This is a genomic window from Dactylosporangium cerinum, from assembly GCF_042653625.1.
Classification (GTDB): domain Bacteria; phylum Actinomycetota; class Actinomycetes; order Mycobacteriales; family Micromonosporaceae; genus Dactylosporangium; species Dactylosporangium cerinum.
The window spans coordinates 155,157-178,056 of the sequence record NZ_JBHSIU010000068.1; the positions used below are offsets into that span (position 1 = coordinate 155,157).

Genomic DNA, 22,900 nt, shown 5'->3' on the forward strand with positions numbered 1-22,900 from the left:
GGAACGACCGATCAGAACCCGAAAGGGAAGCAGGCCATGCAGATCCTCGACACCGACCACATCGAAATGTTCGTCGGCGACGCGCGCCAGGCGGCGCACCAGCTGTGCGCCACGTACGGCTTCCACGTCTACGGGCACGGCGGCCCGGAGACCGGCCTCACGGGTCAGCGCAGCGTGCTGCTCGGGCAGCGCGACATCCGGATCCTGCTCACCTCGGGGCTCAACGGCGACCACCGCGCGAGCCGTTACGTCGCGCAGCACGGCGACGGCGTGTCCGTCATCGCGTTCGGCTGCACCGATGTGGAGGCGGCGTTCGCGGAGGCCGTCGCGGCCGGCGCCACCGCGATCCAGCCGCCGCAGCGCCTGTCGCACGGCGGGTCGACGGTCGTGACCGCGGAGGTGTCCGGGTTCGGTGACGTGACCCACCGCCTGGTGCAGCGCACCGCCGGCGACGGCGAGTTCCTGCCCGGGGCGATCGACATGTCGGGCGCGCCGGCCGCACCGACGGACGCGGACCTGCTGCACACCATCGACCACGCCGCGATCTGCCTGCAGGCCGGCGAGCTCGACCCGACGGTGCAGTACTACGAGCGGGTCTTCGGCTTCAGCATGATCTTCCAGGAGTACATCGAGGTCGGCGAGCAGGGCATGCAGTCCAAGGTGGTGCAGAGCCCGTCGGGTGGCGTGACGTTCACGCTGATCCAGCCGGACCTGAGCCGCCGTGCCGGCCAGATCGACGACTTCCTGTCCTGGCACGAGGGCGCCGGCGTGCAGCACATCGCCTACAGCACCCACGACATCGTGACCGCGGTGCGCACCTACAGCGGCCGGGGCGTCGAGTTCGCGCAGACCCCGGCGAGCTACTACGACATGCTCGAGCCGCGGCTCGGCGCGGTCGACGTCCCCGTCGAACAGCTGCGGCCGCTGGGCATCCTCGTCGACCGGGACCACTGGGGCCAGATGTACCAGATCTTCGCGAAGTCGACGCACATCCGCCGGACGTACTTCCTGGAGCTCATCGACCGGCACGGCGCCCGGACCTTCGGCACGAGCAACATCCCGGCGCTGTACGCCGCGAAGGAGCGCGAGCTCGCCGCGGTGCGCGACACCACAGACGGCCTGCGCAGCTGAACCCCGCACGACGACTTCGAAGGGACATGGACGTTGACCATTTCAGTGACCCAGGCGTTCTCGCTGTCCGACGACGAGCTGGCGCTGCTGCCGTCGGACGACGACGTGGAGCACTACGCCCGGCACGGCTGGTACCTGTCGCAGAAGCTGTTCACCGACGACGAGGTCGACCAGCTCGTCGAGGCCAGCGAGCGCTTCTACGCCGGTGAGCGCTCCCGCACGCTGCCGTTACGCCCGCCCCGGCTGGCGTACTGGGAGCCGTCGCACGGCGACGTGCAGCGCCACCACGACTACGTGCACTACGAGAGCGACCCGATCGCAAGGATCCTGCGCAAACCGATCATCGGCGCGGTCGCGGCGCGGCTGGCGAAGGCCGACGAGATCCGGGTCTTCCAGTCGACGCTGATCTACAAGCCGCCGATCGTCGGCGAGCCCAGCAACGTGGTCCCGTGGCACTTCGACCGGCACTACTGGTCGTCGTGCACGTCGGAGAACATGCTGACCGCGTTCATCCCCTTCCACGACTGCGGTGAGGAGATGGGCACCATCACGATGGTCGACGGGTCGCACCGGTGGGAGGAGATCCTCGCCGACGACACCACGACGAAGCACTTCGCCGAGCGGGACCGGGCGGACCTGGAGGTCATGCTCGCCGAGAACGCCGCGTACAACAACGTCGACGTCGTGAAGGTCCCGATGATCATCCCCAAGGGACACATGAGCTTCCACCACTGCCGCACGTATCACGGCAGCGGCGCGAACCGCAGTGCCAACCCCCGCCGCGCGGTCTCCTTCCACCTGCAGGACGGTGCGAACGAGTACCGCCGGTTCGAGCTCAGCACGGGCGACGTCGTGACCTACAACCACGACGTGCTGGTGCGGCGCACCGAAGACGGCCGTCCCGACTACTCCGATCCCGAGTACTGCCCCGTGTTGTGGCGTACGCCCTAACTCTTCAGGAGGCTCACATGTCCCGTTACGACTGGGGTCAGCGACACCCGGGCATCGACCGGCTGGAGGCGCTGATCGCCGATGCCCGCAACGACGTCGTGTCCCACCCGATCTACGCCCGCCTGGACAGCCTGCCGGCGATCCAGACCTTCCTGGAGCACCACGTCTTCGCGGTGTGGGACTTCATGTCGCTGCTGAAGTCGTTGCAGCGCAACCTGACCTGCGTCGAGGTGCCGTGGATCCCGACCGGGCCGACCGGCAGCCGGCGGCTCATCAACGACATCGTGCTGGTCGAGGAGAGCGACGAACTGCGCGGCGGCTTCATCAGCCACTTCGAGCTGTACCTGCTCGGCATGCGGGAGGCCGGCGCCGACACGACCGTCATCGACACGTTCATCGGGCTGCTGCGCGACAAGACCCCGGTGCCGGCCGCGATGGCCGCCGCGGGCGTGCCCGAGGCGTCCGCCGAGTTCGTCGGGCTCACCTGGCACCTCATCGACACCGCGCCGATCCACTGCCAGGCGGCGGCGTTCGCGTTCGGCCGGGAGGACCTGATCCCGGACATGTTCACCCAGGTCGTGAAGGTCAACGAGCAGGGCGGGCAGCTCGACACGTTCGTCGACTACCTGGAGCGGCACATCGAGGTCGACGGCGAGTTCCACACGCCGATGGCCATGCAGATGGTCACCGACCTGTGCGGCGACGACGAGAACAAGTGGAACGAGTGCGTGGAAACCATCAACCTCGCGCTCGTCGCCCGCGCCAAGCTGTGGAGCGGCATCCTCGCCAAGATCGACGAGAAGGTCCTCGCAGTTTCCTAGCTCCGTCGGCTTCGCCAGCGGTTCCGTGGGGGGTTCCCACCCCACACCCCCCATGCTCCGCTGCGCTACGCACTCAAGCACTATCGAAGGGGCACGATGTGACTGACGCCGCCGGGCTGTACCGCATGGTCCGCCTGATCCGCCGGTTCGAGGAACGCGCGATCGAACTGGTCAAGGACGGCACGATCGTCGGCGGGATCCACCCGTACCTCGGGCAGGAGGCGATCGCGGCCGGGACCTGCGCCGCGCTGCGCCCCGGCGACGTCATCACCAGCACCCACCGCGGCCACGGGCACGTCCTGGCCAAGGGCGCCGACCCGGCCCGCATGCTCGCCGAGCTCGCGGGCCGGGCGACCGGCCTGAACGCCGGCCGTGGGGGCTCGATGCACGCCGCGGACTTCGGCCTCGGCATCTACGGCGCCAACGCGATCGTCGGCGCCTCGGTGCCGATCGCCGCCGGCGCCGCGTGGGCGTCCCGGCGGGTCGGCAAGGACTCCGTCGCCGTCACCTACTTCGGCGACGGCGCGGTCAGCCAGGGCGTGGTCCTGGAGGCGATGAACCTGGCGTCGCTGTGGAACGTGCCGGTGGTGCTCGTCTGCGAGAACAACGGCTTCGCCACCACCACCCGGGTCGAGCAGGCGGTGGCCGGCTCGATCACCGGCCGCGCCGAGGCGTTCGGCATCCCGGCGTCCACAGTGGACGGCAGCGACCCGGAGGTGGTGCTCGCCGCGACGCAGGAGGCCGTTGCCCGGGCCCGCTCCGGCGGCGGCCCGTCGTTCATCGAGTGCCTCGCCTACCGCTTCGACGCCCACCACACGTGGGAGCACAGCGCCCGGCCCCGGTACCGCACCGACGACGAGGTCGCGCTCGGCATGCAACGCGACCCGGTCGCCCTGCAGGGGTCCCGGATCCCCGCGGAGGACCGGGAGCGCATCGACGCGGAGATCGAGGCGCTGCTCGACGAGGCGGTCCGCTTCGCCGTCGACAGCCCGCTGCCCGACCCGGCCGGCGCGCTGGATCATCTGTACGCGGACGGCCTGCGGGCCAGGGCGGGGGTCTCCTGATGCCGATCCTGTCGTATCTCAAGGCGCTGAACCGGGCGCTGAGCACGGAGATGGACGCCGACCCGAGCGTCGTGGTGTTCGGCGAGGACGTCGGCGTCGCGGTCAGCAACGTCACCACCGGCCTGCTCAAGAAGTTCGGCCCCGAACGGGTCGTCGACATGCCGATCTCGGAGCAGGCGTTCACCAGCTTCGCGACCGGCGCCGCGATGGCCGGGCAGCGCCCCGTGATCGAGTTCCAGATCCCGGCGCTGCTGTTCCTGGCGTTCGAGCAGATCGCCAACCAGGCCCACAAGTTCTCCCTGATGACCGGCGGGCAGGTCAACGTCCCGGTCACCTACCTGCTGCCGAGCTCCGGCTCCCGCGGCGGCTGGGCCGGGCAGCACTCCGACCACCCGTACAGCCTCTTCGCCCACGTCGGCGTGAAGACGGTCGTGCCCGCGACCCCCGCCGACGCCTACGGGCTGCTGCTGACCGCGATCCGCGACGACGACCCGGTCATCGTGTTCGCCCCGGCCGGCGCGATCGGGGTCCGCGACAACGTCGACTTCGCCGCCCTGGCCCCGGTGCCGCTCGGGTCGGGGCGCATCCACCGGCCCGGCGACGACGTGACGGTCGTCGCGATCGGCCACCTGGTCCACGACGCCCTCGCCGTCGCCGAGGAGCTCGCCGGCACGGTGTCGGTGGAGGTGTTCGACCCGCGGACGCTGCACCCCTTCGACTGGTCCGGGCTGGCCGAGTCCCTGGAACGCACCGGCCGGCTCGTCGTCGTCGACGACTCCAACCGCTCCTGCGGCATCGGCGGGGAGATCCTGGCGACCGCCGCGGAACAGATGCGCCTCGTCGCGCCGCCGAAACGGATCACCCGGCCCGACGGGGCGGTGCTGCCCTTCGCCCGCGAGCTGGACCTGGCGCTGCAGCCGACCCGCGCGCAGATCCGCACCGCGATCGAACAGGTCGCGAAGACCTCATTTTCAGCTTCTACCGAGGAGTAGACCCATGGCGTCCACGAGCATCCGGGCGGCGCTCGCCGCCGACCCCGACGTCGGTGCCGGCAACGTGCTGCACAAGCTCATCGAGCACGGCGCGGCACTGGACGGGCCGGGCATCGCCTTCGACGTCGACGTCGACGGCTTCCCCGCCTGGCAGGGCCTCACCCTCGGCGACCTGCGGGAGCGGGCCGCGGCCCGGGCGGCGTGGCTGAGCGCCTACGGCATCACCCGCCGCGACCCGGTCGCGATCTACGTGACCAGCTCCGCGGACTGCTTCCTCAACTGGATGGGCCTGGTCTGGCTCGGCGCGATCCCGGCGCTGATGAACCCGAACATCCCCGGCGACATCGCCGCGGCGTACATCGGCAAACTCCGGGCGACGGCGCTCATCACCGACGCTGCGCACATCGCCCGCCTGGACGGGCACGACGTCGGCATTCCCGTGCTGGACGCGGCCGACACCGGCACCGGCGACCCGGCACAGGCACCGGCGCCGTTCCGGCACCACGCCGACGACCCGATCGCGATCACCCATTCCTCCGGCACCACCCGCATGCCGACCGCCGTCGTGCACTCGCACGCCAGCCTGTTCCACGCCACCCGCAAGATCCGGCTGAGCGGCCCGAGGGCCCAGGGCACCGAGCGGATCCTCAGTGCCCTGCCAGCCCCGCACGCGGCCGGCATCATGACCATCAACCACGCCCTGAGCAACCGCTCCGAGCTGCTGTTCCTGTCGCAGCAGAGCGACGGCGGCGCGGTGCTCGACGCGATCGAGAAGTGGAAGCCGACCGGCGTGTTCGGCTTCGCCGTCACCTGGTCCGAGCTGGCCCGCTTCGACCTGTCGCAGCACGAGATGGACTCGGTCGCGCTGTGGTTCAACACCGGCGACTGCGCGCACGAGCCGCACATCCGCAACCTGGTCAACGTGGGCAGCCGCAACACGGTCACCCGGGCGGGGGTCTCCCGGGTGAAGGGCTCGATGTTCGTGGACGGGCTCGGCTCGACCGAGATGGGGCACTCCGCGTTCCACATCACCCACCGGCCCGACACCGAACGCTACGGCCGCTGCGTCGGCGTCCCGCACGTCTTCGCCGACGTGGCGCTGCTGGACACCGAGACCGGCGAGGAGGTCCCCGTCGGCGCGGTCGGCCACTTCGGGCTCAAGTCGCCGACGCTCGCGCCGGGGTACTGGAACGACCACGTCAACACGTACAAGAACCGCCTCAACGGCTACTACCTCACCGGCGACCTGATGTTCCGCGACGAGGAGGGCTACTACTACCACGTCGACCGGGCCGTGGACTCCGTCGACCTCGGCGGCGGCAACTGGCTCTACACCGCCATGTCGGAGGAGCAGATCCTGCGGGCCGTGCCCGACGTGCGGGACTGCACCATCGTGTCGGTCCAGACCGACGCCGGCGTCGTCTCCGACGTGCTGCTGTCGCTGCACGAGAGCGCCGACCCGACCGTCGACCACACGGCCGCCGTCACCGCGGCGTTGACCCCGGCGGCCGCGGCGACGCTGCGCAAGGTCGTCGTCTTCCCCGACGAGAACATCGTCACCGGCCCCACCGGCAAGGTCCGCAAGTTCCTGATGCGGCAACGGCACCTCGCCGAGATGGCGAATGCCTGACACGATCCTGCCGGCCCTTGAGCTCGTCGCCACTGCCCGGATTCCGGTGCGGTTCGACGGCGAGGGGGCCGGGATCGGCCCGCTGTCGTGGGGACAGCGATCCATCTGGCAGGACATGGTCCGCCAGCGTTCCTGGCTGCCCATCGGCGGTTGGGCGGCGGTCCCGGACGGGACCACCGTCCGGGACGTCGTGGCCGATCTGCGGTGGGCGATGCGGCGGTACCCCACGTTCCGCACCCGGCTGTGCTTCGACACCGACGGCGTGCCGCTGCAGTCCGTCGCCGGCTCGGGCACGATCTGGCTCGACGTGTTCGACGTGCCGGCCGGCGCCGACCCCGCGTCGTTCACGGCCGCGGTCGACGCCCACTACCGGTCCGAGCCCTACGACTTCGCGTCGGAGTGGCCGGTGCGGATGGGGATCGTCCGGGTCGGCGGGGTGCCCGCCTACCTGTCGACGGTCACCTGCCACCTCGTCACCGACGGCTTCGGCGGGCTGCTGATGCTCCGCGAGGTCGCCGCCCGCCGCGCCGCCGAACCCGGGCCGACCACGGGGATGCAGCCCCTGGACCAGGTCCGCTGGCAGCAGTCCCCGGAGGGGCAGAAGCAGCGCGAGAAGGCGCTGCGGCACTGGGACAGGATGCTGCGGCAGCTGCCTCCCGTCGCACCTCTCGTGCCCGGGACCGGTCCGCGGTACCACCGGGGCGAGTTCACGTCGGCTGCGCTCTACACCGCCACCCACGCCACGTCGGTCGTCTTCGACATCGACACCTCGCAGGTGCTGATGACCTGCCTGGCGCTCGCCCTCGCCGGCGAAGGACGGCCCGCGATCATCCGGCCCATGGTGGACAACCGGTTCCGGCGCGGGCTCGGCGACGTCGTGGCGATGGTGGCCCAGCACGGGATCTGCGTGGCGGACGTGGCCGGCCTGTCGTTCGAGGACGCGATGCGCAAGACCGGGATCGCGGCGATGCTGGCCTACAAGTGGGCGTATCACGACCCCGCGACCGTGTCGTCGTTGTCGGCCACGCTCGACGTCGACCTCGAGGCCGGGATCTGGCTCAACGACCGGCGGACCGTCAGCCGGCAGATGTTCCCCGGGCCCCGCCCGGACGCGGATCAGGTCCGCGCCGCCGGGCCCGGCGAGTTCCGCTGGACCGTCGCGCAGGACGACCCGTACGACCCGCTGAACGTCGACGTCGACGACGAACCGGGCCGGTTCCGGCTGACCTGGTTCACGGACACGTGGCGGACCCCTCCTGCCCGGGTGGAGGCCCTGGCACGGGAGATCGAGGCGCTGGCCGTACACCATGCGCTTGAGGCTCTTGAAAGGCAGGCGCCGTGACCGCGCTCGTCGCCATCGGCACCTACGTGCCCCCGGACCGCGTCCCGATCGAGTCGCTCGCCGACGAGTTCGAGCTGACCCCGATGCAGCTGCGCGTGTTCCGGCGCTATCACAAGCTCGGCTCCGCCGCGCACGCCCCGTCGCTGTCACTCACCGAACTGCTCGGCCTGGCGGTCGCCGACCTGCGGCTCAGCGTCTCGCAGACAGCGCGGATCCGGTATGTGCTCTACGCGCGGACATTTCCCGGCGTCGTGCCGTATCCGCTGAACCCGCTGCACGAGGTGTGCCGATCGTTCGGGTTGCAGCACGCTTCCGCGTTCGCGGTCGGGCACCACGCGTGCGCGTCCGGGCTGCTCGCCGTCGATCTCGCCGGCCGGCTCCTTGCCTCCGCGCCGCCCGACGCCCTCGCCCTGGTGCTCACCGGGGAGAAGGCGTTCACCGGCGAGGCCCGCTTCGTGCCAGAGACGTCGATGTTCGGCGAGGGGGCCGCCGCGTGCCTCGTCGCCGCTTCGGGCCCGCGGGACCGCCAGCTGTCCTATGTGGCTTCGCTGCGCGGCGAGTTCGACGGGGAGCTGGAGGAGGTCGCCGGGGAGTTCCAGCGCATCTACCACGACGCGCTCGGCGCGGCCGTCACGTCCGCCGTCTCCTCGGCTGGGCTTTCGCTGTCGGACATCGCCCTGATCCTGCCGCACAACGTCAACGTGGTGGCGTGGCAGCGGGTGTGCAAGCGGATCGGCTATCCCCTCGACCGGGTCCTGCTCGACCACGTCGCCGACTACGGCCACGTCTTCTGCGCCGACGCGTTCCTCAACCACCGCACCGCCGTCGCGCGCGGGCTGCTGCAACCCGGGGACCACTATGTCATCGCCGCCGCGGGCGCCGGCCGCGGCGCGACGTTCTCCGCCATGGTCTTCTCGCATTAGGTTCTCTTGAAAGGGTTTCTGACGATGAGCGACACCACGACGATCGACCCGGACCTGCGCCAGCAGGTCGTCGACACGATCTGCGAGCTGCTGCCGCGCGTGCTGAAGCGGGAGGTGTCCGGCGCCTCGGAGACCACCACGCTCATGGACGACCTGGGGATGAGCTCCACCACCGGCCTGGAACTGGTCCTCGAACTGGAGGACAAGCTGGAGCGGGAGATCAGCGTCGAGGACATGGGCCGCGACAACTTCGAGACGGTCGGCAGCCTCGCCGACTACGTCGCCGGAAACCTGCTCCCGGAGGAGTGACGGTGTTCGCCCTTGGTCTCCGGCGCGCGGTGTCGCGCCGGTACCCCTCCCCGGCGCTGCTTGCCGCCGACGCCGGGCACGCCGCCCGGCTGTCGACGTATCTCACGGATCTCGTCGCGCCGCACGGGTTGGCGCTCGCCCCGGACGCGCTCACCCCGGTCCGGGGCCAGTCCTACGGTGAGATGGCGGTTCCGTTGCTGCCCGTGGATCCGGTCGACCTGCTGGTGCTCGCCTACGACGTGCCGGACATCTCGCCGGGGCGGGCGGTCAGCACCTATCTGACGCACGTCTGCCCGGGGTCGCCGATGTCGTTCGCGGTGTCGGACCAGGGCCGGGCGGCGGCGTTCATGGCGCTGTCCCTGATGCAGACCTACGCGGCGACACACCCGCGGGCGGTCCTCATCGCCGTCGAGCAGGCCGACCTGCCCTACGACCCGGGCGTGCCGGTGACGCTGCCGGCCGCCCACGCCGGCATCGCCCTGCACCTGGCCGCGGACGCGCCGCCGTCGTCGGTCACCGTCACCCCGGACTCCGACGCCGTCCTCGACAGCCTCGACGGCCTCGACGCCGCGACGGTCGTGCTCGGTGGCGGGCTGGCCGGGCTCGCCGACGACGTGAAGGCCGACCGGGTGGTCCTGGCGGATCCGGCGCAGCCGATGACCGGCGTGTGGGAGGCGCTCGCGGGCCTCGACCTGGCCACGGCCGGGCGGATCGCGGTCGCCGACCACGACCCGGCGCTGCGCTACCTCTGCGTGGCCGTCTTCGGCTGACGTCTCACTCCGCTACGACCCGGCGCTGCGCTACCTCTGCGTGGCCGTCTTCGGCCGATGCCTCACTCCGCTACGACCCGGAGCTGCGCTACCTGTGCGTGGCCACCTCGGCTGACGCCTCACTCCGAAGTTGCCGGACTGCTTTGCCAACCGTACCAAGGCCCGCCTAATTGATCTCCGACGGCGTAGCCGGTCGCCGTCGCTCCGTAGTTTACCGCAGCTGGCACGTGCCGGGTGACGGTGAACGGGCGTGGCCGTCCTCGGCTGAGGCGCGGACCTTGCCCGCGCTACACGCGTGCTGGATGACGGTGAACGGGGCGTCGCCCGCCAGGGCCACCGCGGCGCGGAACCCCTCCGGCGCGTCGAGGTCCACGATCCGGAACGGGCCGTCGTGGTCGACCACCACCGGCGCGGGACCCGCGACCGGGGTGGCCAGGCCGCGGGTCAGCCGGGCACCGGCCGCCTTCACCAGGGACTCCTTGCGCGCCCACAGCTCCGCGAAACGCTCGTGCCCGCCGCCGGCGGCGATCTCGGCGGCCTCGGCGGGTGGGTAGAAGCGGCGGGCCATCGCCGCGCAGTCGAGGGTCGGCACGACCCGTTGCAGGTCCACGCCGACGGGGCGGCGGGGCGAGACGGCCACCATGATGAGGTCGCCGGAGTGCGACAGGTTCACCTCGACGCCGGTGTGCGCCCCGGCGAGAGATGGTTTGCCGTTCGGGTTGTACGCCCAGCTCAGCGACTGCGGCGGCGCGTCGAGGGCGGCGCCGGTGATGCGGCGGGTGACCGCGTGCGCCACCACGAACCGCCGCCGGTCGATCGGGTGGACGATCGACGCGTGCCGGCGCCGCTCCTCGTCGTCCAGCAGCGTGAACATGGCCGGCAGCGCGGTCTCCGGCACCCGCGCGTCGGCGAGCCAGACCTGCACGACGTCGGTGCTCATGCGGCCGCGATGAGACGCGCGAAGCGGCGGACGCCCTCCTCGATCTGGGCCGGCTCCAGGGCGCTGCACGACAGCCGGATCTGGTGGCTGCCGCCGCCACCGAGGTAGAAGAACCGCATCGGGGTCCACAGCACCCCGAACTCCTGGGCGGAGACCTCGAGGAGCTCCTCCGACGCGTCGACCGGCACGTCGACGACGACGAAGAACCCGCCGCTGGGACTGTTCCAGCGCACCGGCGTGCCGCTGAACTGCTGCTCCAGCGCGGCCAGGAGGGTCTGCAGGTTCTGCCGGTAGAAGCGGATCTTCGCCTGGTTGGCGCCGCGCAGGCTGAACCCGCTGTCCAGCAGCATTCCGCCGACCACCGCCTGCGACAGCGCGGAGGTGTTGACGGTGATCATGCTCTTCACCGTCGACAGCTCCTCGGCCAGCACCGTGCGGCGGCCGGCCGCGTCGACGACGGGCTGGTCGGCGACGAGGAACCCGACCCGCACGCCCGGGAAGTAGGACTTGGCGAACGAACCGAGGTAGATGACACGCTGGTCCGTGTCGAGGGACTTCAGCGTCGGCCGTGGCTCGTCGTCGAGGCCGAACAGGCCGTACGGGTCGTCCTCCAGGATCAGCAGGTCCGCCTCGGCCGCGACGTCGAGCAGCTCGCGACGGGTCTCCACCGGCAGCGAGACCCCGGACGGGTTGGCGAAGTTGGGCACCAGGTAGAGCGCCTTCGGGGTGCGGCCGCCGGCCCGGACCGCGGCAGCCACCGAGGCGACCGTCGACGGGCGCAGCCCCTCCGGCGACTCCGGCACCGGCACCACGTCGATGCCGAGGATCCGCGCGGCGCCGGTGAACCCGACGTAGCACGGCTCGGCGGCGAGCACGACGTCGCCGGGGCCGGCGCACAGGCCGCGCAGCGCGATGACCATCGCCTCCTGGCAGCCCGTGGTCACCATGACCGCCTCGTCGGGCACGCGGATGTCCTCGTCGACGTCCAGCATCCTGGCGATGAGCCCGCCGACGTGACCGTTCGTCCGCCCGTACATCGTCAGCAGCGCCCGGCTCTGCGCGGCGCTGAGGCCCCGCTCGCGCAGGTGCGTCAGGTAGGCCTGGATGTGTTTGTCGATGTCGGTGACGGAGTGGAACTCGTCGAACGGGCGCCCCGCGGCGAGCGAGATCGCGTCGGGGAACCGGCCGGCGACCTCGTTGAGGAAGTTCATCGAGGCGGACACCGGGTCGGACACCGACACGTGCAACGCTTCCCTGCGCAGCTCCACCATCACCGCTCGCCTCCCACTCGAAAAGACAGCACCGTCCGGTCCAGGTCGGCCAGCCGGGGCCGGCCGGTCAGCGCCATGGCGTGCGCCAGCTCCCCGGTCGTCGTCTCCAGAAGCCCGGCCACCCCGTCGGCGCCGCCGGCGGCGAGCGCCCACAGCGGCGGCCGGCCGAGCAGCACCATGCGGGCGCCGAGCGCGAGGGCGACGAGCGCGTCCGTGCCGCGCCGGACCCCACCGTCGAACAGCACCGGCATCGCCCCGCCGACCGCGTCGACGACCTCGGGCAGCGCGTCGAGGGCGGCGACGGCGCCGTCGAGCTGGCGGCCGCCGTGGTTGGACACCACGATGCCGTCGACGCCGTGCTCCACCGCCAGGATCGCGTCCTCGGCGGTCAGGATGCCCTTGAGCACGATCGGCAGGCTCGTCTGCGCCCGCAGCCAGGCCAGGTCCGCCCAGGTCACGGTCTGGTCGAAGGACTGGGCGGCGTGCTCGGCGATCGCGGAGCGGCCCGTGCCGCCGCGGTGGGTCGAGGCCATGACCGCCTCGTCGATGTTGACGGCGGTGACGTCGGCGCCGATCGCGAAGCCGTTGCGCATGTCGCGCCAGCGCCGTCCGATCCGGGGCGCGTCGACGGTGAGCAGCAGTGCCTGATACCCGGCGTCGGCGGCCCGCCGGATCAGGTCGGCCAGCACGTCGCGGCGGCTGAGCCAGTACAGGTGCAGCCAGAGCCCACCGGGGGACGCCTTCGCGATGTCCTCGAGGGTGCGGCTGGCGAAGACGCTGACCACGAACAGGGCACCCGCGGCGCCCGCGCCCTGCGCGGTGGCGACCTCACCCTCGGCGTCGACGAGGCGGTGATACGCGGTGGGTGCCACGCCGATCGGGGTCGCGAAGTCCGCGCCGAACAACGACACGGCGGTGTCGACTGTGGACACGTCGGTCAGCACCCGGGGCCGCAGCCGCACCCGGTCGAACGCGGCGACGTTGGCGGCCAGGGTGCGCTCGGACTCCGCACCGCCCTCGATGAAGTCCCACACGTCGGGATCGACGACGTCGCGGGCGAGGTGCTGATAGTCGGAGGCGGTCAACACCGGCCCCGTCCGAGGTCGTGTCACCGGCGCTCCATAGGCGGTAGCCTATCGGTGCCACGCAAGGATCGACATGAGCCGAAAGTCTTACATGGCCATCGATAGCATGCTGATCGCCGAGCTGTCCGACCCGTTCTGCCTCACCGCCGGGGAGGCCGACACCCTCCTCGACGGTCACCCCTGGCACCGGTTCGCGATCCTCGGCGACAGCGTCGCCGAAGGCCTCACCGACCCGGTCGAGGGCTACCACCCGCTCGCGTTCCCGGATCGGGTGCGGGTGGAGCTGGCCCGGCACCGGCCCGGCCTCGCGCACCGCAACCTCGGCGTGCGCAACCTGCGTGCGGCCGAGGTCCTGGCGACCCAGCTGGGTCCGGCGCTGGCGTTCCGCCCCGACCTGGCCCTGGTGATCTGCGGCGCCAACGACGCGATGCGCCCCGGCTACGAGGCCCGCGCCGACGCCGTCGACGCGACCCTGACCGCGCTGATCCGCCCGTTGCAGGAGGCCGGCGCCCGGGTCGTCACCGTGTCGCTGTTCGTCATGCCGGACTACCCGGCGATGCCGGCCTGGCTCGGCCCCGCATTCTCCCGCAGAATGAGCATGCTCGGCCGGCGCACCACCGCACTCGCCGAGGCCCTCGGCACGATCCACGTCGACCTCGCCACGCACCCGGCGATCGGCACCGGTGACGCCCTCACCGGCGCCGACGGCCTGCACGGCAACGGTCGCAGCCACGCCATCGCCGCGGCGGAGCTGATCCGCCGCCTGTCCCGTGAGATCCAGGGAGCCTAGAGATGCCACTCGACCCGCAGCTGCAGGCGATGCGCGACCAGCGCGAACGCGACGGCGTCGCCCCGCTGTACTCGATGACCCTCGAGGCCGCCCGGGCCGCCGACCTCGCCTCCATCAAGGCCGCCGGCGGCACGCCCGAGCCGGTCGAGGACGTCACCGACCACTGGATCGCCGGACCCGACGGTCAGCTGCAGGTCCGGGTGTACCGCCCGAGCGGTGACCGTCCGTTGCCGGTCCTGGTCTACTTCTTCGGCGGCGGCTGGGTCCTGGGCACCATCGACACCGCCGACGGTATCGCCCGCACGCTCGCCAACAGCGCCGGCTGCCTGGTCGTCGTCCCCGGCTACCGGCTCGCGCCCGAGCACCCGTTCCCCGCGTCGATCGAGGACTGCTACGCCGCGGTCCGCTGGGTCGCCGACAGCGCCGCCGAGCTCGGCGCCGACCCGGCCCGCATCGCGGTCGGCGGTGACAGCGCCGGCGGCAACCTCGCCGCCGGGGTGACCCTGATCGCGCAGGAGGCCGGCGACCTCGCCCTCGCCGGCCAGCTGCTCGTCTACCCCAACACCGACCAGCTCGCCGATGACGAGTCCATGCGCGCCAACGACGACCCGTTCCAGTTCAACCACCACTCCGTCGCCTGGTATCGCAGGCACTACCTGATCGACCCCGACGACGCCGAGAACCCGCTCGCCTCGCCGCTGCGCGCGGAGACCCTCAAGGGGCTGCCCCCGGCGCTGATCATCACCGCCGAATACGACCCGCTGCGCGACCAGGGCGAACGCTACGCCAAGCGGCTCGCCGACGACGCCGTCCCGGTCACCCTCGCCCGCTACGACGGCATGTCCCACGGCTTCTTCGCGATGGCCGGGACCGTCGACGAGAGCCGCGTCGCCCTGGCCCAGGCGGCCGCGCAGCTGCGGGCGTGGTTCGCATCCTGACGGCGTTGCAGCGCAACGTCACCGGTGTGTGGGGCCGGGAGGGTGAACGCGGGCTCGCCGACCTGCCCGACCTGCTCGCCGGCCTCGCCGCGGACTGGGACCTCGTCCTCGGCGAGCCGTATGACCTGACGTTCCACTACGTCGCGGCCGTGCGGTGCGCCGACGGCACCCCGGCGGTGCTGAAGGTCGGCTTCGAGCTGTCGGTCGAGGCAGCCGCCCTCGCCGCGTTCGACGGCCGCGGCGCCGCCCGCCTGCTGCGTGCCGACCGCGACCGCGGCGCCCTGCTCCTGGAGCAGGTGTCCCCCGGCGACCGGCTCCGCGACCTCGTCCCGGACCACGACCCCGAGGCGACCGCGATCCTGGCCGGCCTGATGCGCCGCCTGCACGTGCCGCCGGTCGAGGGCCCGCCCACGGCACTGTCGCAGGTCACGGCCCTGCCCACGGTGCTGTCGCAGGTCGCGGCCCTGGACCGGCACCGCGGTGCCGTCCCCGCCGACCTGGTCGGCCAGGCGGCGGCCGTCATGCGGTTCCTGTGCGCGACGGCGACCCGCGAGGCGGTCCTGCACGGCGACCTGCACCACGACAACGTGCTGCGCGGCACCCGCGACCCGTGGCTGGCGATCGACCCGCACGGCCTGGTCGGCGACCCCGGCTACGAGATCGGCTCGATCCTGTTCAACCCCGACCCCGGCGACCGCGACCCGGCGCTCACCGCCCTCGTCCCGGCCCGGCTGCGGCAGCTGTCGGAGGCGCTGGGCGAGCCGGTGGACCGCCTCGCCGCCTGGGGTTTCGTCAAGGCCGTCCTGTCCGAGGTGTGGACCGCCGACTCCGGCGGCACCCCGTCCCGCGCCCGCGACGTCGCCGAGCTGCTCCGCCCTTCGTGAGCATCGGCAGAATTTCCCGCAGGGATGCAATGTCCGGTGGGGGTGGGTGCATCTGGAGGAGGTGACGTTCGAGGCCTACCTCGCGCTGCGGCTGCCGGCCCTGCTGCGCTATGCGCTCATGCTCACCGGCGACCCGCACCTGGCGGAGGACGTGGTGCAGGAGACGATGATCCGCGCCCATGTGCACTGGCGGCGGGTGCAGCGCGCCGACCTGCCGGACCGGTACGTCAAGCGCATGGTCACCAACACCTACCTCGGCTGGCGGCGCGGCGGCTGGTTCCGGCGGGCGGTGCCGGTCGCGGACGTGCCGGAGCACGGCAGCGTGCCCGACCCGGCGGAGTCGTCGGCGGTGCGCCAGGAGCTGTGGCAACGCCTGACCGCGCTGCCGCCAAGGCAACGGGCCGCGGTGGTGCTGCGGTTCTACGAGGACCTCGACGACGCCGCGATCGCCGACGTGCTGGGCTGCTCGGTCAGCACCGTGCGGTCCCAGATCTCCCGCGCGCTCGCCACCCTGCGCGACGGGGCGGAGCGGGGCGTACCGCTGACCCACCGGACAGGTGATGCACGATGATCGACGACGAGCTGCGGCAGATGTTCACGGAGCGGGAGCCGTTCGCACCGGACCCGGACCGGACCACCGGCCGGATCCTCCGCGGCATCCCGGTGCACCGGCGGCGGACCCGGCAGCGGTGGGCCGCGGCGGCACTCGCCGTGATCGCCGCCGCCGTGGCCGTGCCGGTGCTGGCCGGCGGGGACGACGAGCCGCGCCGGGACGCGCTCGTCGCGGCCGGCGACACCGACGTGACGCTGCAGGTCACCCCGACGTGGCTGCCGGAGGCGGTGGTCACCAGGACGTACGTGGACGCCAACCTCGCCGAGGGGGTGTGGGTGGTCGACTACGACTTCGGTGGCGGCGCCGGCGGCGTCCTCGCCGTGGAGCTGCGCACCAGCACGAAGCCGCCGGTCATTGACCCGTCGTCGGCGGTGGTGCCGCCGACCGGGCCGCCGGTCGACGTGCACGGGCACGGCGCCGCCGAGTACGAGCGCGTCAACGCGCAGCAGGGCGAGCAGTCCTGCCAACTGCTGTGGCAGGACGGCCCGCTGCGGCTCAGCGTTCTCGCCCGGGCGAAGGGCGTCACGCCCGGCGTCGCCTGCGGCACCGCCCGGCAGGTGGCGCTGGGGCTCGTCGACCGGCCGATGAAGCTGGACCGGCCGATCCGGTTCGGGCTGATGCCCCGCGACTACGTCCTGGTGCAGGCCGGCACGAACATCGAGGCGTGGTGCCCGCGGGCCGGGGACAACCAGCACACGCCGCGGTGCGTGCAGGCGCGGGACGCGGCGAACACCCCGACCGCGGACGGCCGCCGGGTCACGGTCCGCGGGCAGATCGGCTGGCTGAGCCGGACCGAGACCGAGGTGATCCTGGTCGTGCCCGGCTACGTCGAGGTGCGCACCCCGACCCCGGCGGTCGACCCGGCGATCGCCGCGCTCACCGACGACGACCTCATCCGCCTCGCCGAGTCCGTCTCCCTCGCCAGGGGTTGGTGACCCGACATCCTGGGTCGCGCGGAGCGCGAGTCTCCGTCGCCCGGGGTTGGCGACCCGGCACCCGTCTCCGTCGCCCGGGGTTGGTGACCCGGCACCCGTCTCCGTCGCCCGGGGTTGGTGACCCGGCACCCGTCTCCGTCGCCCGGGGTTGGTGACCCGGCACCCGTCTCCGTCGCCCGGGGTTGGTGACCCGGCACCGGATCGGCGAAGATCGCTGCATGCGGACGAGGTTGGGCGTGCTGCTGGCGGTGGTGTCCGGCCTCTTCTCGGTGCTGCTGGCCGTCGCCGTCAACGTTGCCACCGGCGGGACGCTGCCGGCCCCGCTGGACGAGGTGTCGTGGCTGGCCTGGCCGGCCGTCGGGGTCCTCGGCGTGGCCGGCGCCGCGCTGGCGTTCTGGCAGCAGTCGACGCCACCGGCGCTGCCACCGCCGCCCGGACCGCCGCCGGGGCAGGACCCGCCGGCGCATCCCGTGCCGGCGGAGCTGCCCGCGGCGACCCCGCTCTTCGGCCGGGACGCCGAGGTCGCCGAGATCGTCCGGGTGCTGAGCGGCGGCTCCCCGGTCGTCACCCTCGCCGCCGCGCCCGGCACCGGCAAGACGTCCCTCGCGCTCGGCGCCGCGCACGCGGTGCGGGCACGGTTCCCCGACGGGCAGCTGTTCGCGACCCTGCGCGGCGCGTCCGCGGAGCCGGTCGCGCCCGAGGCGGTCCTGGGCCGGTTCCTGACCGCGCTCGGCGTGCCCGAGGACGAGCGGCGGGGCGGCACCGAGGAGCTCGCCGCCCGGTTCCGGTCCGCCGTCGCCGACCGTGCGGTGCTGGTCCTGCTCGACGACGCCCGCGACGCCGCGCACGTGGCCGCGCTCCTGCCGGGCGGGTCCCGGTGCGCCACGATCATCACCAGCCGGCGGCAGCTGACCGGTGTCGCCAATGCGCATGGGGTACCCCTGGCAGCGCTCCCGGAAGACGCCGCCATCGAGCTTCTCGAACGCGTCGCCGGCGCGGAAGCCGTCCGGCGCGACCCGTCCGGTGCGCGGGCGCTCGTCGCCGCCTGCGCGGGACTGCCGCTGGCGGTCCTCATCGTCGCCGGCCGGCTCCGGGCCCGGCCGCAGTGGACGCCGTCGGCTCTCGCGGAGCGGCTCGCCGGTGAGCACCGGCGCCTGGACGAGCTACGGCAGGGCGATCTGGCGGTCCGCTCGACGTTCCAGGCCGCGTACGCCGAACTGTCCGAAGTGGACCGTCTGGTGTTCCGCCGGGCCGGCTCGCACCCCGGCCAGGTGTTCACCCTCGCCGCCGCGGCCGCCCGCGCGGGCGTCGACGCCGGGCTCGCGGAGGCGGCCATGGACCGGCTCGTCGACGCGTTCCTGATCGAGTCGCCCGGCCCGGACCGGTTCCACCTGCACGACCTGCTGCGCCTGTTCGCGACCGAGACCCTGACCGCCCAGGAGCACGCGGATGCCTCGGAGCGCCTGCTCACCTGGCTGCTCTCGCATCGGACCGAGGACGTCGCGGGGTTGCCCGCCGTGCTCGCCGAGGGCGTGTCGGCGGGCCGTCACGCCGCGGTGCTGGCGTTGGTCGACGTCGTGCACCCGGACGTCACCGACCCCTTCGACCGCGTCGCCATCTGGTCCGCCGCCGCCGAGGCCGCGGGCGACGACCGGGTGGCGCGGGCCAGGGCATTGCGCTCGGTGTCGCACGCATTGTCGATCGCGGGCGAGGTCCAGCGCGCGATGCCGCCCGCGGACGAGGCCCTGGCCCTCGCCGAGGCCGCCGTCGACCAGTGGGAGACCGCGCAGGCGCTGCGCCGGCGCGGCGAGGTACTGCGGGACCTGCACCGGTTCGCCGAGTCGGAGGCGGCGCTGCTGCGGGCCCTGGATCTGCTCGTCGAGCTCGGCCGGGCCGAAGAGGAGGTTGCGGTACGCACAGCGCTCGGCACCCTGTACAACAACTTCCGCCGGCACGAACTGAGCGTGCCGATGATGGAACGCGCCCGCGAGCTGCTGCCCGCCGCCGCGACCGTGCAGGCCGGCTGGGTGCGGCTGGCCCTGGGCCTGGCATATCGTTTCGCCGGCCGCCGCCCGGAGTCCGACGCGGTCACCGCCGAGATCCCCGCCATCGCCGGCCGCGCCGGCAACGACTACCTCCTCGCGTACTACCACCAGGAGGTCGCCTGGACCGCCGAGGCCGACGGCCGCTGGGACGACGCCGAACGCAACTTCACCCAGATGCGCATCCTCGCCGAGCGTGTCGGCAGCGGCGCCGGGGTCGGTAGTGCGCTGCTGGGCCTCGGCCAGATCGCCGAACGCCGCGGCGACCTCGACGCCGCGCTCACCCACTACCGCGACGCCGCCACCCGCTACGCCCGCCTCGGCGACCGCATCCGCGAGGCCGAGGCCAGGTTCCGCGTCGCCGCCGTCCTCAACACCCAGGGCCGGGTCGACGACGCCGTCACGGAACGCGCCGCGGCGGACAACCTGATCGGCGACACCGACTTCCCCTGGGGCGAGAGCCTCCTGTCCCGCCTCCCCGACCCGCGGTAACCTCGGCGCGGGAGGCCGCCGTGGCGAGGTACAACACCGGGCCGTTCGACAGTGACACCGCGCAGGACCTGCTCGAGCTCTACGCGGAGTTGACGCAGGACGAGCGCCTCGACAACCTTCGCGCGGTGTTCCTGGGCGGGCCCCGGCATCCCGACGGCCCGTTCGAGCCGGTCGACAACACGGAGGTCGTCGCCGGGGCCGCGCTGGTCGCCCGGGCGCTGCCGGGCGGGGCACGCATCGATGAGATCCCGCAGATGGGCTTCGACGAGGAGGTCGCCGCCGCGGCGGTCACGGCACCGGGCGATGACCTGATCCAGCTGGCGCTCGACGCGATCCGGGCGGTGGCGGCGGACGACGCGTGGTTCACGACCCGGCTCGGCCCGAGCGACAGTGCGAGGTCCCGGCAGACGGTCGCGGTCATCGCCGGCGTCCTCGCCGATCACCGCGCGACATCCGGGTAGGTCCTGGCCCCGGTCGTCCCGCCGCTGGATGCTGCCGGAACATCCCAGACGATCGGAGTCCGGTGGGCGCGGGCCATCGGCAGCGCGGCAGGGGGCGGGCCGCCGCACACCGGCGACGGGTCAGGCGCGCGGGGCCGCGGTCGCCGGGGTGGATGGGGTGGCGGCGCGGGGGCGGCCCGCGGCGAACGCGACCGCCATCAGCGACAAGACCGCCAGGAGCCAGGTTGCGGGCACGAGCAGTGGCCCGGGCCAGTGCGGCAGCGGCAGGGCCGGCAGGTCCTCGCCGAACACCGGCAGCGCCCAGCCCGTCAACCGCCACGCGATCAGCGCCGTGGCCAGGCCCAGCACCCCGGCACCTCCTCGGTCACGGGTGTAGGCAATCTACGCCGCCGGGAGGAGCCGGGATGCGCGACGACGGCGGGCCGGGCTTCGTGTGCCGGGACCCGCCGTCGGTGTCGCCGCTCGCCTCCGCAGTCGATAGGGCAGTACGGGGGCGGAGGGCTCTCCTCCTGTCGTTGCCGCACCGATCAATGTCCAAACATCGCCGTTTCAGCTTTTCCGCGGGTTCAGCTCTCCGTGGCGGTGAGCAGGTCCCGGAGGAGGGCGCCGAGTTGGCGGCGGCGCGGCTCGGGCAGCCGCTCGAGGACCTCCCGCTGCGCGGCCAGCCCGACCGTGACCGCCTCGTCGATGAGGGTCCGGCCGGTGGAGGTCAGCGTGATGACGAGTCCGCGGCGGTCGGCGGGGTCCGGTGAGCGGGCGACCAGACCGGCCCGCTCGAGCCGGTCGAGCCGCCCGGTCATGCCGCCGGAGGTGAGCATCAGCGACGCGGTCAGCGCCTTCGGCGACAGCTGGAACGGCTCGCCCGCGCGGCGCAGGGTGGCCAGCACGTCGAATTCGCCGCGGTTGATGCCGAGCGCGCCGTAGACGCGCTCCTGCCGGTCGCCGACGATGCGGGCCAGCCGGTAGATGCGGCCGAACACCGCCATCGCGTCGGTCTCGAGGTCCGGTCGCTCGCGCCCCCACTGCTCGACGATCCGGTCGACGTCGTCTGTCACGTACACCATCCTCGCACATCTTGTTTCTAAGTAGCTTAGTGCTAAGCTACTTAGTCATGAGGAACCTTGCAGTGACCACCGCCGTGGCCCCCGCGCTGTGGGGCACCACCTACCTCGTCACCACCGAGCTGCTGCCGGACGGCCGCCCGCTGCTCGCCGGGACGCTGCGGGCCCTGCCCGCCGGCCTGCTGCTGATCGCCGTCGTCGCGGCCCTCGCCGGCCGCCGTTCCCTGCCCACCGGCGCCTGGTGGTGGCGTGCCGCCGTGCTCGGCTTCCTGAACATCGGCCTGTTCTTCGCGCTGCTGTTCGTCGCGGCGTACCGGCTGCCGGGCGGGATCGCGGCGGTCCTCGGCGCCCTCGGCCCGTTCGTGGTCGCCGCCATCGCCTTCGCCCTGCTCGACCAGCGTCCCGCCGTCCGCGTGCTGCTCGCCGGCGCGGCCGGGCTGGCCGGCGTCGCCCTGCTGGTGCTGCGCTCCGACGCCGCCCTCGACCCGCTCGGCCTCGCCGCGGCCACCGCCGGGATGGTGTCCATGTCGTTCGGCACCGTGCTCGGCCGCCGCTGGGGCACCCCGCCCGGCCTGCCAGACCGCCGCACGGCGCTGCTGGCCCTGACCGGCTGGCAGCTGACCGTCGGCGGGCTGCTGCTCGCCCCGGTGATGCTGCTGGTGGAGGGCCTGCCATCGACGCTGACGTGGACGAACCTCGGCGGCTTCGGATACCTGTCGCTGATCGGCACCGCGGGCGCCTACTTCCTGTGGTTCCGCGGGGTGACCGCGCTCGCGCCGGCCCGGGTCACGCTGCTCGGCCTGCTCAGTCCCGTGGTGGCGGCGCTGCTCGGGTGGCTGGTGCTGGACCAGTCCCTGTCCCCCGGCCAGCTGCTGGGCGCGACCGCGGTCCTCGCCGCCGTCGTCCTGGGCACCCGCACCCCGGCTCCGACCCCTGCCTCGGACCGCGCGGCGCCGGCTCCGGCTGCGGCCCCGGACCGCGCGGCTCCGGCGCTGAGCGGCCGGTGACCGCGACTGCGGGCGGCTCAGGTGGGGTCGAGGGCTTCGGCGCGGCGGCGCAGGTCCGCGGCGATGTCGTCCCAGTCGGGGCCGTGCAGCACGAGGCTCTGCGCCGCCTCGCGCAGCAGCGCCGGGTCGTCGGGGCGTTGCAGCAGCACCAGGCGATACGCCAGGTTGCGCACCCACACCGGCAGCAGGCCGTCGGCGAGCTGAGGGCACAGCTCGTGCAGCATGGCCAGGATCGAGTCCGCGTCGGCGAAGGCCAGGTGCTCGACGAAGGACGACTCCGGAGCGGCGCAGCACGCGACGGCAGGCCGGTATTCGTCACCGTAGCGGCACCGAGCGTGCTCGGTGAGGGTGCTGTGCATGCCCCGGACCCTATGCGGCCGGCGTAACGAACGGCACGCTGCACGGACCGCGGGCGGCGGCCGGCGCCGGGCTTTGCCATCATGCTCGC

Annotated in this window: 24 protein-coding genes; 18 read left to right on the plus strand and 6 right to left on the minus strand. The window is 72.9% G+C overall.

Annotated elements, in window-relative coordinates; all coding sequences use genetic code 11:
* Nucleotides 1-36: 36 nt before the first annotated feature.
* The 10 genes from hppD (at nucleotide 37) to ACFPIJ_RS45915 (ending at nucleotide 9,933) form a co-directional block, all read left to right on the plus strand.
* Nucleotides 37-1,131: a 4-hydroxyphenylpyruvate dioxygenase gene (gene hppD, locus ACFPIJ_RS45870; protein ID WP_380125714.1), complete on the plus strand. Its 1,095-nt coding sequence runs from the start codon at nucleotides 37-39 to the stop codon at nucleotides 1,129-1,131.
* A gap of 39 nt (nucleotides 1,132-1,170) precedes the next feature.
* Nucleotides 1,171-2,082, plus strand: a complete 912-nt coding sequence (locus ACFPIJ_RS45875; protein ID WP_380125807.1) for a phytanoyl-CoA dioxygenase family protein — start codon at nucleotides 1,171-1,173, stop codon at nucleotides 2,080-2,082.
* A 17-nt stretch (nucleotides 2,083-2,099) separates the two neighbouring features.
* Entirely contained in the window at nucleotides 2,100-2,903 is an 804-nt protein-coding gene (locus ACFPIJ_RS45880) for a DUF3050 domain-containing protein (protein ID WP_380125716.1), read from the plus strand.
* 125 nt (nucleotides 2,904-3,028) lie between these two features.
* Nucleotides 3,029-3,967 carry a thiamine pyrophosphate-dependent dehydrogenase E1 component subunit alpha gene (locus tag ACFPIJ_RS45885; RefSeq protein WP_380125809.1) on the plus strand — a complete coding sequence of 313 codons (939 nt, stop codon included), beginning with the start codon at nucleotides 3,029-3,031 and terminating at the stop codon, nucleotides 3,965-3,967.
* On the plus strand, nucleotides 3,967-4,959 hold the full coding sequence (locus ACFPIJ_RS45890; protein ID WP_380125718.1) for an alpha-ketoacid dehydrogenase subunit beta: 993 nt from the start codon (nucleotides 3,967-3,969) through the stop codon (nucleotides 4,957-4,959). Before ACFPIJ_RS45885 ends, ACFPIJ_RS45890 begins: the two co-directional genes overlap by 1 nt.
* Nucleotides 4,960-4,963: 4 nt before the next feature.
* Nucleotides 4,964-6,589, plus strand: coding sequence for a class I adenylate-forming enzyme family protein (locus tag ACFPIJ_RS45895; RefSeq protein WP_380125720.1), 1,626 nt, complete (start codon nucleotides 4,964-4,966; stop codon nucleotides 6,587-6,589).
* Entirely contained in the window at nucleotides 6,582-7,931 is a 1,350-nt protein-coding gene (locus tag ACFPIJ_RS45900) for a condensation domain-containing protein (protein ID WP_380125722.1), read from the plus strand. Before ACFPIJ_RS45895 ends, ACFPIJ_RS45900 begins: the two co-directional genes overlap by 8 nt.
* A complete protein-coding gene (locus ACFPIJ_RS45905) occupies nucleotides 7,928-8,854 on the plus strand; it encodes a 3-oxoacyl-[acyl-carrier-protein] synthase III C-terminal domain-containing protein (RefSeq protein ID WP_380125724.1) in 927 nt (308 codons plus the stop codon). Before ACFPIJ_RS45900 ends, ACFPIJ_RS45905 begins: the two co-directional genes overlap by 4 nt.
* A gap of 24 nt (nucleotides 8,855-8,878) precedes the next feature.
* A complete protein-coding gene (locus ACFPIJ_RS45910) occupies nucleotides 8,879-9,163 on the plus strand; it encodes an acyl carrier protein (protein WP_203844362.1) in 285 nt (94 codons plus the stop codon).
* A 2-nt stretch (nucleotides 9,164-9,165) separates the two neighbouring features.
* The gene (locus tag ACFPIJ_RS45915) at nucleotides 9,166-9,933 is read left to right on the plus strand and encodes a 2-hydroxy-acid oxidase (RefSeq protein ID WP_380125726.1); all 768 of its coding nucleotides are present in this window, start codon (nucleotides 9,166-9,168) and stop codon (nucleotides 9,931-9,933) included.
* 211 nt (nucleotides 9,934-10,144) lie between these two features.
* On the opposite strand, the gene ACFPIJ_RS45920 is transcribed toward ACFPIJ_RS45915, so the two are convergent.
* The 3 genes from ACFPIJ_RS45920 to ACFPIJ_RS45930 are packed head-to-tail and all read right to left on the minus strand — an operon-like array spanning nucleotide 10,145 to nucleotide 13,256.
* Nucleotides 10,145-10,873 (minus strand): 4'-phosphopantetheinyl transferase family protein, encoded by a 729-nt coding sequence (locus ACFPIJ_RS45920; RefSeq protein ID WP_380125728.1) that lies wholly within the window; start codon nucleotides 10,871-10,873, stop codon nucleotides 10,145-10,147.
* A complete protein-coding gene (locus tag ACFPIJ_RS45925; protein WP_380125811.1) occupies nucleotides 10,870-12,144 on the minus strand; it encodes an aminotransferase-like domain-containing protein in 1,275 nt (424 codons plus the stop codon). The genes ACFPIJ_RS45920 and ACFPIJ_RS45925 overlap by 4 nt, the downstream gene beginning before the upstream one ends.
* The gene (locus tag ACFPIJ_RS45930) at nucleotides 12,144-13,256 is read right to left on the minus strand and encodes an alpha-hydroxy acid oxidase (protein WP_380125730.1); all 1,113 of its coding nucleotides are present in this window, start codon (nucleotides 13,254-13,256) and stop codon (nucleotides 12,144-12,146) included. The genes ACFPIJ_RS45925 and ACFPIJ_RS45930 overlap by 1 nt, the downstream gene beginning before the upstream one ends.
* 64 nt (nucleotides 13,257-13,320) lie before the next feature.
* Between ACFPIJ_RS45930 and ACFPIJ_RS45935 the strand changes: the two genes are divergently transcribed.
* The 7 genes from ACFPIJ_RS45935 to ACFPIJ_RS45965 all read left to right on the plus strand — a co-directional run bounded on the left by ACFPIJ_RS45935 (nucleotide 13,321) and on the right by ACFPIJ_RS45965 (nucleotide 20,384).
* On the plus strand, nucleotides 13,321-14,019 hold the full coding sequence (locus tag ACFPIJ_RS45935; RefSeq protein WP_380125732.1) for an SGNH/GDSL hydrolase family protein: 699 nt from the start codon (nucleotides 13,321-13,323) through the stop codon (nucleotides 14,017-14,019).
* Between the two features lie 2 nt (nucleotides 14,020-14,021).
* On the plus strand, nucleotides 14,022-14,957 hold the full coding sequence (locus ACFPIJ_RS45940; protein WP_380125734.1) for an alpha/beta hydrolase: 936 nt from the start codon (nucleotides 14,022-14,024) through the stop codon (nucleotides 14,955-14,957).
* Entirely contained in the window at nucleotides 14,942-15,841 is a 900-nt protein-coding gene (locus ACFPIJ_RS45945) for an aminoglycoside phosphotransferase family protein (RefSeq protein ID WP_380125736.1), read from the plus strand. The genes ACFPIJ_RS45940 and ACFPIJ_RS45945 overlap by 16 nt, the downstream gene beginning before the upstream one ends.
* A gap of 46 nt (nucleotides 15,842-15,887) precedes the next feature.
* A complete protein-coding gene (locus ACFPIJ_RS45950) occupies nucleotides 15,888-16,412 on the plus strand; it encodes a SigE family RNA polymerase sigma factor (RefSeq protein ID WP_380125738.1) in 525 nt (174 codons plus the stop codon).
* Entirely contained in the window at nucleotides 16,409-17,389 is a 981-nt protein-coding gene (locus ACFPIJ_RS45955; protein ID WP_380125740.1) for a hypothetical protein, read from the plus strand. Before ACFPIJ_RS45950 ends, ACFPIJ_RS45955 begins: the two co-directional genes overlap by 4 nt.
* A 218-nt stretch (nucleotides 17,390-17,607) precedes the next feature.
* Nucleotides 17,608-19,923, plus strand: coding sequence for an NB-ARC domain-containing protein (locus tag ACFPIJ_RS45960; protein WP_380125742.1), 2,316 nt, complete (start codon nucleotides 17,608-17,610; stop codon nucleotides 19,921-19,923).
* A 20-nt stretch (nucleotides 19,924-19,943) separates the two neighbouring features.
* Nucleotides 19,944-20,384 (plus strand): DUF4259 domain-containing protein, encoded by a 441-nt coding sequence (locus ACFPIJ_RS45965; RefSeq protein ID WP_380125744.1) that lies wholly within the window; start codon nucleotides 19,944-19,946, stop codon nucleotides 20,382-20,384.
* A gap of 120 nt (nucleotides 20,385-20,504) precedes the next feature.
* On the opposite strand, the gene ACFPIJ_RS45970 is transcribed toward ACFPIJ_RS45965, so the two are convergent.
* Together ACFPIJ_RS45970 and ACFPIJ_RS45975 are read right to left on the minus strand one after the other, a co-directional pair.
* Nucleotides 20,505-20,732: a hypothetical protein gene (locus ACFPIJ_RS45970; RefSeq protein WP_380125746.1), complete on the minus strand. Its 228-nt coding sequence runs from the start codon at nucleotides 20,730-20,732 to the stop codon at nucleotides 20,505-20,507.
* Nucleotides 20,733-20,950: 218 nt separating this feature from the next.
* On the minus strand, nucleotides 20,951-21,448 hold the full coding sequence (locus ACFPIJ_RS45975; protein WP_380125748.1) for a MarR family winged helix-turn-helix transcriptional regulator: 498 nt from the start codon (nucleotides 21,446-21,448) through the stop codon (nucleotides 20,951-20,953).
* Nucleotides 21,449-21,495: 47 nt separating this feature from the next.
* On the opposite strand from ACFPIJ_RS45975, the gene ACFPIJ_RS45980 reads away from it, so the two are divergent.
* Nucleotides 21,496-22,452 carry an EamA family transporter gene (locus ACFPIJ_RS45980; protein ID WP_380125751.1) on the plus strand — a complete coding sequence of 319 codons (957 nt, stop codon included), beginning with the start codon at nucleotides 21,496-21,498 and terminating at the stop codon, nucleotides 22,450-22,452.
* A gap of 17 nt (nucleotides 22,453-22,469) precedes the next feature.
* Here ACFPIJ_RS45980 and ACFPIJ_RS45985 read toward each other — a convergent pair whose 3' ends face one another.
* Nucleotides 22,470-22,811, minus strand: a complete 342-nt coding sequence (locus tag ACFPIJ_RS45985; protein ID WP_380125753.1) for a hypothetical protein — start codon at nucleotides 22,809-22,811, stop codon at nucleotides 22,470-22,472.
* Nucleotides 22,812-22,900: the final 89 nt, after the last annotated feature.